Here is a 9,895-nt window from a genome sequence, read left to right on the forward strand (position 1 = left end):
GTCTAGCCCGACGACCTGTCTGCGCCCGTCATAAGTTTATTTTTATATTAATAAATCAATGCGTTATCAGACTTTTGAGACAAAAAAGCAGCCATCAAAGGCTGCAATTTGGTGCCGAAGACCGGACTCGAACCGGTATGGCTTGCGCCGCCGCCCCCTCAAGACGGTGTGTCTACCAATTTCACCACTTCGGCGTTACGTTGAGAACTTTCTCATGCTATCGCGGACGCGTCAAGGCTTGGGCGCGGCTCCGCCAGCGGAAGCCGCGGCCCCCGCCAAGGCCGATGCCGCAGGCGCGACGGCCGGAGAGGTCGCCGGCTTGTTGCCGGACGGGGTAACCGGCGCCGCCATGGGCGCCGTGCTGGGCAACGCGATGCCGGATACCACACTGCTTTGGGAATGATCGGAAAGATAGGCCAGCCCCAGGCTGTTGAGAAAAAACAGGGCCCCGACGATGGCCGTGATATGACTCAAAAAATTGCCCGCGCCCCGCGCCCCGAATACCGTCTGGGACGCCCCCCCGCCAAAAACGGCGCCAATGTCGGCGCCCTGCCCCTTCTGCACCAGCACCAAGGCCACCAGCACGATACATAACAGGACCTGGATCACCATCAGTGTGGTATACATGCGTTATCCTCCTCGACCATTGGCTTCTGCGGCGCGGCAAATCTGCAGGAACTCTCCCGCCTGCAAGGATGCCCCGCCAACCAGCCCGCCATCAATATCGGCCTGGGCAAAAAGTGCGGCGGCGTTATTCCCTTTCACGCTACCTCCATACAAAATCATCAGGCGGCTGGCCAAGGCCTCCGACTGCCCGGCAACGAGACCACGGAGAAAGGCATGGACTTGCTGCGCCTCTTCGGGACTGGCCGTCTGCCCGGTGCCAATGGCCCAGATGGGCTCATAGGCGATCACCAGACCGGGCTGGGCGCCAATGCCCACGTAGGGGAGTATATGCTTCATCTGGCGCTGCAGGACGGCTTCGGTTTCCCCGGCCAGGCGCTCCTGCTCGGTCTCGCCCACGCAAACGACGGGAATCAGGCCGGCGGCCTGGGCCGCTTTCAATTTTCTTGCCACATCGGCATCGCTCTCGGCGAAGATCTGGCGGCGTTCGGAGTGGCCAACCAGCACATACCGGCAGCCCAGATCCCGCAGCATGGCGCCGGAAATCTCTCCGGTAAAGGCCCCGCTGGGCTCCCAAAAGAGGTTTTGGCCACCCCAGCGCAGGGCGCTCGCCTTGGCCTCCTGCGCAACGACGTGAAGCAAGGTATACGGAGGGAAGATCACCACCTCGGGATGGGTCGGATCCAGACCCGCATCCAGGATGGCCCTCGTCAAATGCACGGCGTCGGCGCTCAGACCGTTCATCTTCCAGTTAGCCGCAACCATGATCTGCCGCACTTTATTTTCCTTCCTTTCCCGTCATAGCCGCAGCAGTTTAAAGACTCGCCTGCGCCGGGTCAATTTGTCGCGCGAGATGGGCAAGGGCCGACGTCAATTCGTCGGCGACCATGGCGGCAAGGGCGGCATCCCTGGCCTCCACCATGATGCGCAGCAGGGGCTCGGTCCCCGACGGACGCACCAGCAAGCGACCGCAACCCAAGAGGCGCTGTTCGGCGCTGGAAATGAAACCCTGCGCCAGGGGCTGGGCGAGCAGGGCCTTGCCCCCCCTTAGGCGCAGACTGGTAAGGACCTGGGGGAAGGGCCGGTAGCCCCGGCGCAACTCCGCCAGGGACACCCCGCGCCGGCGCATGACGGCCAAAACGCCCAGGGCGGCAAGGATACCGTCGCCCGTGCTGTTGGCAGGGGTGATGATATGGCCCGATGACTCTCCGCCCAGGGGATAACCCTCCCGGCGCATGGCCTCAAGCACATAGCGATCCCCTACCGGGGCCCGCACAAAAGGCAGCTTCAACTCATGCAAGGCGTGCTCCAGGGCGAGATTGCTCATCACCGTGCCCACCACCCCGGCCAGGCCGCCGCGGGCCTGCATTTCGCGGGCCAGGAGCAAAAGGATCTCGTCGCCATCGACAAAATGGCCGTCATGATCCACCAGGATCAGGCGGTCACCATCCCCATCGAAGGCGATCCCCAGATCGGCTCCCTGGCGCAGCACCTCCCCGCGCAAGGCTTCGGGCGCCGTGGATCCCACCTGATCGTTGATATTGATGCCATTGGGCTCGGCGCCGATCAGATGGAGGCTGGCGCCCAGCTCCCCGAAGACCATGGGGGCAACCTTGTAATTGGCCCCATGGGCGCAATCGAGGACCAGGCGCAGGCCGCGCAGGTCTTCTCCCGCCGGGAAGGTGGTCTTGCAAAACTCCACATAGCGTCCCGCCGCATCCTCTACCCGCCGCGCCTTCCCCAGCTTTTCCGGACTGGGGAGGGTCATGGGCCGGGCGATCCATGACTCGATCTCCTCCTCCATCCGGTCCGGCAGCTTGTAGCCGTCGGCAGAGAAAAATTTAATGCCATTGTCGGGGAAAGGGTTATGGGAGGCGCTGATGACAATGCCCGCATCGGCCCGCAGGGTGCGGGTCAGATAGGCGATGGCCGGCGTGGGCAAGGGTCCGACGAGGAGGACGTCCACTCCCGCCGCCGCCAGCCCCGCCTCCAGAGCCGACTCCAGCATGTAGCCCGACAGGCGCGTATCCTTGCCGATGATCACCTTGGCCCGGGCGCTAGTGACCCCCGCCGTCAGGACGTGCCCGGCAGCCCAGCCCAGGCGCAAGATCCATTCCGGATGGATGATGGAATCACCCACCGTGCCACGCACCCCATCGGTGCCAAACCATTGTCTTGTCATAAACTTCCCAAGTGCGCTGCGCATGCCGGCAGGCGCCGGCAATGAAATTGCGGCCTGGACGGGTGACCCTCGCGCCTACTTCCCATGCGCCAGCGCTCCCCACATCCGCACGGCCTGAACCGTTTCGGCAACGTCATGTACCCGCAGGATGACGGCACCCTTGCCAAGGGCCCAGAGGGCAGCGGCGACGCTCCCCATGACGCGATCCTGGGCGCCTCCGGCGCCGGTGATGGCGCCAATCATGGCCTTGCGCGACACACCTGCCAGGATCGGCAAGCCAAGTTCGCCCAAAACATCCAGGTGCCGCAAGAGGGTCAGATTATCCGCCAGATCCTTGGCAAAACCAAAACCCGGATCGATCACGATCCGTTCCCGCGCGACGCCCCCCCGGACGCAGGCATCGATACGCTCCGCCAGGAAATCCCGCACCTCCATGAGCACATCCTCGTAATGGGTGTGCTGCTGCATATCCCGGGGCTGGCCACGCATATGCATCAGGCAGACCGGCACCCCCAGTTCCGCGGCGGTCGGCAAGGCCAGGGGATCGCCGCGCAGGGCGGTGATATCGTTGAAGAGGCCGGCGCCCAACCCCCAGGCCGCGCGCATCACCCCGGCCTTGCTGGTATCGATGGAAATGGGGATGGGAATGCGGTCCGCCACCGCCTCCAGGACCGGCACAAGGCGACGCAACTCCTCTTCCTCGCCCACGGGAAGCGCTCCCGGGCGCGTGGATTCGGCACCGATGTCCAGGATATCCGCGCCAGCCTGCCATAGGGCGCGGGCCTTGGCCACGGCGGCATCCACCCCCAGCGCCTCGCCGCCATCCGAAAAGGAATCGGGGGTGACGTTGAGAATCCCCATAACGCAAGGGCGCCCCAGATCCAGCAGGCGCCCCTGGCAGTCCAGAATGGCGCTCAGACGGGATGCTCTCCCGGTTGCAGTCCGGGCAAGGATTTGCCCGTCTTGTCGGCTTCGGCGACCGCCCCGTCCGGGTTGGACGGCGTCGGCCCCGCCCCTCCCTCCTGGGGAGGCCGCGGGTCATGGCCGGACATGATGTCATTGACCTGATTGGCATCCAGGGTCTCGTACTTGAGCAAGGCGCGGGCCATGGCCTCCACCTTGTCCCGGTTGTCCTCGATGAGGCCCCGCGCAATCTGGTACTGGTCGTGGATGATGCGGCGCACCTCCTCATCCACCGTTCGCGCCGTCTCTTCCGAGATATTGCTATGCTTGGTGATCTCGCGGCCGAGGAATACCTCCTCTTCCTTTTCGCCGATGACCATGGGCCCCAAGGTGGACATACCCCACTGCGTGACCATGCGCCGCGCCAGGTCGGTGGCCCGCTCGATGTCATTGCCGGCGCCGGTGGTCATCTGATTGAGGAAGACCTCTTCGGCAATGCGGCCGCCCATGAGGATGGAGATGTTGTTGAGAAGATCATTGCGCTCGTAGTTGAAGCGATCCTCCGTGGGCAACTGCATGGTAAGGCCGAGGGCCCTGCCGCGGGGAATGATGGTCACCTTATGGACCGGATCCGTGCCTGGCAGGAGCTTGGCCACCACCGCGTGGCCGGACTCATGGTAGGCCGTGGTTTCCCGCTGCTTGTCGCTCATCACCACCGACTTGCGTTCGGCGCCCATCATGACCTTGTCCTTGGCGTCTTCAAAATCGTGCATGTCCACCAGGCGCTTGCTCTTGCGGGCCGCCATCAGCGCCGCCTCATTGACCAGATTGGCCAGATCGGCACCCGAGAAGCCCGGCGTGCCGCGGGCAATGACCCGGGCATCCACGTCGGGTGCCACCGGCACCTTGCGCATGTGGACCTGCAGGATCTGCTCCCGACCGCGAATGTCGGGCAAGGGAACGGTGACCTGGCGGTCGAAGCGCCCCGGCCGCAACAAGGCCGGATCCAGCACATCGGGACGGTTGGTCGCAGCCACGACGATGATCCCCTCGGTACCCTCGAAACCGTCCATCTCCACCAGGAGCTGATTGAGGGTCTGTTCGCGCTCGTCATTGCCGCCCCCCAAACCGGCGCCACGCTGCCGGCCCACGGCATCGATCTCGTCGATGAATATGATGCAGGGGGCATGTTTCTTGGCCTGCTCGAACATGTCGCGGACCCGGGACGCGCCCACGCCCACGAACATTTCCACGAAGTCCGAACCGGAGATGGAAAAGAACGGTACCCGAGCCTCGCCGGCAATGGCGCGGGCCAGCAAGGTCTTGCCGGAGCCGGGCGAACCCATGAGCAGCACCCCCTTGGGGATACGCCCGCCAAGGCGCTGGAATTTCTGGGGATCACGCAGAAAGTCGACGATCTCCGCCAATTCTTCCTTGGCTTCCTCCACGCCCGCCACGTCGGCAAAGGTGACCTTGTTGTTCTCGTCCGTCAGCATCCGCGCCCGGCTGCGGCCGAAGGTCATCGCCCCGCGCCCGCCCGCGCCGCCGCCGCCCATCTGGCGCATGAAAAAGATCCAGACGCCGATCAACAGCAACATCGGGAACCAGGAAATCAGAATGGATAGCAGCAAGGACTGCCCTTCCGGCGGCTTCACCGAAATCTTCACCCCGGCCGCCAGCAACTGGGGCACCAATTGGGTGTCGTTGGGCGGCGTATAGACGCGAAACTGCTGGCCGGAGCTGAGGGCACCGTCGATGCGATTGCCATCGATGGTCACATCGCTCACCGACCCCTGCTTCACGCTGCTGACGAAGGTGGAAAAATCCATCACCTGCGCCGGCGCGCTGCTGTGGTTCAGATTCTGGAAAACCAGCATGAGGATGACTCCGATGGCCACCCACAGCAGCACGTTTTTCAATACGTTGTTCATTCCGATGCCCCCCCGTCTGGGGATTTAGACAGATTATAAATTGAAGTCCAGGTTTTGATCTTAGCCCCCTTATACCGATCCTGACAAGGGCCCGCCCCGGATGCCCCGAAAATCGCTGGCAAGCCAGTATTGCTCGGCGGAGCGTGCCCGGGATGCCGCGGGCTTGCGTACCACGATGCGCCGGAAATGCTGGCGCAAATCACGGCGCAGGCCGTCGGCCCCGGCCCCCATGAAGACCTTCATGAGCAGGGACCCGCCGGGCACCAGCCAGCGCTGCGCCATGTCCAGGGCGATATCCGCCAGGGCGATGGCACGAGCCTGGTCGACGCTCGCTATCCCTGACATATTTGGGGCCATATCGCTCAAAATCAAGTCGGCGCCACCAGCCAAGGCCTCCTCGCACGCCGCCAGGATGGCATCGTCGTAAACATCGCCACAGATCACCGTCGCGCCCAGGATCGGATTCATGGGCAAACGGTCCACAGCCACCAGACGCCCGTTGCCGCCAATCAGCCGGGCGGCCACCTGCGACCAGCCGCCTGGCGCCGCCCCCAGATCCAGGACCCGCATCCCCGGCCGCAGGATGCGATCCTTCTCCTGGATTTCCAATAACTTGTAGCTCGCCCGCGAACGATACCCCTCCTTGGCGGCACGCTGCACGAAAGGGTCGTTGAAATGCTCCTGCAGCCAGCGGCTACTGGATTTGGATTTGCTTTTGCTCAATGCTTTTGACCTGTTTCCCACTAATCCGTACACTCGCCCTGCGGCGGCCGGTGCGGTGACATTGCGCCGCCGGCCAGCCCCGTTCCAGAGTCCCGATGGCAGAGGATACCATGCTTGACGCCAAACAAAGACATGCCCTCAAAGGGCGCGCGCACCTGCTCAAGCCCGTGCTGATCATCGGCAATCAGGGGGTCAGCCCCGGCGTGCTGGGAGAGCTGGAGGTCGCCCTCACCGCCCATGAACTCATCAAGGTGCGTCTGCCCGCCCTGGCAGCAGCGGACCGGACGGCAATGATCGAGGCCCTGACCACGGCCAGCGGCGCGGACCTGGTCGGGCGCATTGGCCGCATCGTCATGCTCTACCGCCCCCAATCCGCTGCCTGAAGCCGGTCCCGGCAGCTTGGCAGTTCGCTGCCGGAGCTATAGACTGATTCCTGATTTGCGCCGACCCGGTCGGTCATCAGGAGCAGGCCATGGACCATCCAACAGAAATCGCCATCAGCGTGGAAACGCGCTATCTGCCCGAGCAATCGAGCCCGGAACAAACGCATTTCGCCTTTGCCTATCAGGTTACCATTGAGAACAAGGGGCAACGCACTGCGCAACTGCTCAACCGGCACTGGATCATCACCGATGCCGAAGGGCATGTGCAGGAGGTGCGCGGACCGGGGGTCATCGGCGAGCAGCCCGTGCTCCATCCCGGAGAGCGCTTCCAGTACACCAGCGGTGCCGTACTGCCCACCCCCGTGGGGAGCATGCACGGCAGCTATGAGATGGTAGCCGACGACGGCCGCAGCTTTGAAGTGCCCATTCCCCCTTTCCGTCTGGCCGTCGCCACGGTATTTCATTGAGCGCACGCAGTCTGCGCGCTGCCTATGGGGTCTGGGCGCCCATCTATGACGCCATGGTGGCGGGGTTCTCGGCGCCCCTGCGCCAGCGCAGCCTCGCCGCCATCCACGGCGAAGGGCCCAGCCGCGTCCTGCTGGTGGGGGCCGGCACCGGCCTGGATCTGCCCTACATTCCCAAGGACTGCGTCACCGTGGCTCTGGACCTGACCCACGGCATGCTGCTGCGCGCCCGCCGCAAGGGCGCCGCCTTGCTGGTGGAGGGCGACTGCGAGGCCCTGCCCTTCCCCGACGCGAGCTTCGACATCGTGGTCCTGCACCTCATCCTCGCCGTCACCGCCCATGCTGCGGCGGCGCTTCGGGAGGCGGCGCGGGTATTGCGGCCGGGGGGCCGGATCCTGGTGCTGGACAAGTTTCTCCGCCCCGGGCAAAGGGCCCCCCTGCGCCGCCTCATCGGCCCCTTGCTCGGGCCCATCGCCACCCATACGGACCTGGTCTTTGAGGAGATCCTGGCCACCTGTCCGGAGCTGCGCTGCATTGCGGACGAGCCGGCGGCCGTGAACGGCTGGTTCCGCCTGATTCGGCTGCACAAGGACGAGCCGCAGGGGTGACGTTGTTCATCACTCTACCGGGCAGTTGGCAGAGGGGTTTTTTGCTCCGGCGGCCCTTGCCTGTTGTTCTACGGCTCATCCCGCTGGCAGGCGAAAACTCGCCCTGCGGGCTCAGACAGTTCGCCTGCCGGGCGCGGGCTTTCGCCTAGAACAACGACGGCGCGGGCCGGAGTCGCGGCGAAACACCCCTCTGCCAACTGCCCGGTAGAGCTTCACCCGCCGCTGCGGGAGGCCTTCTTGCGCTCGTTTTCCGTCAGGAAACGCTTGCGGATGCGGATGGATTGGGGCGTGGCCTCCACCAGTTCGTCATCGGCAATGAATTCCACCGCCGCCTCCAGGGTGAGGCGGATGGGCGGAACGAGGATGATGTTCTCGTCGGAGCCGGAGGCGCGCATGTTGGTCAGCTTCTTTTCCTTGAGGGGGTTGACCACCAGGTCGTTGTCGCGGGTATGGATGCCGATGATCATGCCCTCGTAGACCTTGTCACCGGGACTGACGAACATGCGGCCGCGCTCCTGCAGGTTGAAGAGGGCGAAGCCCACCACCTCGCCTTCCTCCGCGGAGATGAGCACGCCGCTGTTGCGGGCGGGGATGGTCCCCTTCACCGGACCATAGTCATCGAAGATGTGGCTGATGACGCCGGTGCCCGAGGTGGCCGTGAGGAACTCGGTGTGGAAGCCGATGAGCCCGCGGGCCGGGATACGGTATTCCAGGCGCACGCGGCCGCGGCCGTCGGGAACCATGTCCTGCAGCTCGCCGCGGCGGATGCCGAGGCGCTCCATGATGGTCCCCTGGTGCTGCTCCTCCACGTCCACGGTGAGGGCCTCATAGGGCTCTTCCCAGACGCCGTTCACCTGGCGCTGGATGACCCGGGGCCGGGATACGGCCAGCTCGTAGCCCTCGCGCCGCATGTTTTCGACGAGGATGGTCAGATGCAGTTCGCCGCGGCCGGAGACCAGGAAGACATCGGCGTTGTCGGTGTCCTCCACGCGCAGGGCGACGTTGGTGAGCAATTCGCGATAGAGGCGCTCGCGCAACTGGCGGCTGGTGACGAACTTGCCCTCGCGCCCGGCGAAGGGGCTGGTATTGACCTGGAAGGTCATGTTGAGGGTGGGCTCGTCGATGGGCTTCCAGGGCAGGGCCTCGGGGCAGTCCACGGCGGCGATGGTGGCGCCGATGGAGGGCTCCTCGATGCCGGTGACGGCGACGATGTCCCCCACCGTGGCCCGCTCCCAAGGCACGCGCTTGAGGCCGTTGAAGCCGAGAAGCTGGAGGATGCGGGCGCGGGTCTGGGTCTGGTCGACGCCGTGGATGAGGACGACATCCTGGCCCGGCCGCAGGGTGCCGCGCCGGATGCGGCCGATACCGATGCGGCCCACATAGCTGGAGTAGTCGAGGTCGGCGATCTGCATCTGCAGGGGCCCCTCCGGGTCCCCTTCCGGCGCCGCCACGTGGCTCAGGATCAGCTCAAAGAGGGGCTTCATGTCGCCGGAGCGCACGTTGGGATCCATGCCCGCGTAGCCCTGCAGGCCGGAGGCGTAGATGATGGGGAAGTCGAGCTGCTCTTCGCTGGCGCCGAGCTTGTCGAAGAGGTCGAAGGTGGCGCTGATGACGTAATCGGGACGGGCGCCGGGGCGGTCCACCTTGTTGATCACCACGATGGGCTTGAGGCCCAGCTCCAGGGCCTTGCGGGTGACGAAGCGGGTCTGGGGCATGGGGCCCTCCACCGCGTCCACCAGGAGCAACACGCCGTCCACCATGCCCAGCACCCGCTCCACCTCGGCGCCGAAGTCGGCATGGCCGGGGGTGTCGACGATGTTGATGTGGGTATCGCCCCACTGCACGGCGGTATTCTTGGCCATGATGGTGATGCCGCGCTCCTTTTCCAGGTCATTGCTGTCCATGACCCGCTCTTCCAGATGTTGATGGGCGGCGAAGGTGCCGGACTGGCGCAGGAGCTGATCGACCAAAGTGGTTTTGCCATGATCGACGTGGGCGATGATGGCGATGTTGCGGATTTTACGATTCACGGACTTCCCCAGAGACAGACATAAGAAAACAAGCGCAGGCCAAAAAA

General features: G+C 64.6%; 10 protein-coding genes and 1 tRNA gene. 3 read left to right on the forward strand and 8 right to left on the reverse strand.

The genetic code is table 11. The features are described from left to right. Positions 1-109: 109 nt before the first annotated feature. The 7 genes from ACP5MM_RS01370 to ACP5MM_RS01400 form a co-directional block, all read right to left on the reverse strand. Positions 110-194: transfer RNA gene (locus ACP5MM_RS01370), tRNA-Leu, on the reverse strand. Positions 195-231: 37 nt separating this feature from the next. Further along, positions 232-627, reverse strand: coding sequence for a preprotein translocase subunit SecG (gene secG, locus ACP5MM_RS01375; protein WP_427932943.1), 396 nt, complete (start codon positions 625-627; stop codon positions 232-234). Positions 628-630: 3 nt separating this feature from the next. Further along, entirely contained in the window at positions 631-1,401 is a 771-nt protein-coding gene (gene tpiA / locus ACP5MM_RS01380) for a triose-phosphate isomerase (RefSeq protein WP_427933988.1), read from the reverse strand. A 37-nt stretch (positions 1,402-1,438) separates the two neighbouring features. After that, entirely contained in the window at positions 1,439-2,806 is a 1,368-nt protein-coding gene (gene glmM, locus ACP5MM_RS01385) for a phosphoglucosamine mutase (protein WP_427932939.1), read from the reverse strand. Positions 2,807-2,881: 75 nt separating this feature from the next. After that, positions 2,882-3,667, reverse strand: coding sequence for a dihydropteroate synthase (gene folP / locus ACP5MM_RS01390; RefSeq protein WP_427932937.1), 786 nt, complete (start codon positions 3,665-3,667; stop codon positions 2,882-2,884). A 53-nt stretch (positions 3,668-3,720) separates the two neighbouring features. Beyond that, entirely contained in the window at positions 3,721-5,640 is a 1,920-nt protein-coding gene (ftsH, locus tag ACP5MM_RS01395; protein WP_427933989.1) for an ATP-dependent zinc metalloprotease FtsH, read from the reverse strand. Between the two features lie 69 nt (positions 5,641-5,709). Beyond that, a complete protein-coding gene (locus ACP5MM_RS01400; protein ID WP_427933990.1) occupies positions 5,710-6,363 on the reverse strand; it encodes an RlmE family RNA methyltransferase in 654 nt (217 codons plus the stop codon). A gap of 110 nt (positions 6,364-6,473) precedes the next feature. Here ACP5MM_RS01400 and ACP5MM_RS01405 point away from each other — a divergent pair, with 110 nt between their 5' ends. The 3 genes from ACP5MM_RS01405 (at position 6,474) to ACP5MM_RS01415 (ending at position 7,818) form a co-directional block, all read left to right on the forward strand. Further along, positions 6,474-6,746 carry a YhbY family RNA-binding protein gene (locus tag ACP5MM_RS01405; RefSeq protein ID WP_427932932.1) on the forward strand — a complete coding sequence of 91 codons (273 nt, stop codon included), beginning with the start codon at positions 6,474-6,476 and terminating at the stop codon, positions 6,744-6,746. 89 nt (positions 6,747-6,835) lie between these two features. Then, positions 6,836-7,213, forward strand: a complete 378-nt coding sequence (apaG, locus tag ACP5MM_RS01410) for a Co2+/Mg2+ efflux protein ApaG (protein ID WP_427932930.1) — start codon at positions 6,836-6,838, stop codon at positions 7,211-7,213. Next, complete coding sequence (locus tag ACP5MM_RS01415) at positions 7,210-7,818, forward strand: class I SAM-dependent methyltransferase (protein ID WP_427932928.1); 609 nt, start codon at positions 7,210-7,212, stop codon at positions 7,816-7,818. Before apaG ends, ACP5MM_RS01415 begins: the two co-directional genes overlap by 4 nt. 212 nt (positions 7,819-8,030) lie before the next feature. Here the strand turns inward: ACP5MM_RS01415 and typA are convergent, their stop codons facing one another. Continuing rightward, positions 8,031-9,848 (reverse strand): translational GTPase TypA, encoded by a 1,818-nt coding sequence (gene typA, locus ACP5MM_RS01420; protein ID WP_427932926.1) that lies wholly within the window; start codon positions 9,846-9,848, stop codon positions 8,031-8,033. Between the last annotated feature and the right edge of the window lie 47 nt (positions 9,849-9,895).

It is taken from the genome of Acidithiobacillus sp. (assembly GCF_049965315.1).
GTDB lineage: Bacteria > Pseudomonadota > Gammaproteobacteria > Acidithiobacillales > Acidithiobacillaceae > Acidithiobacillus_B.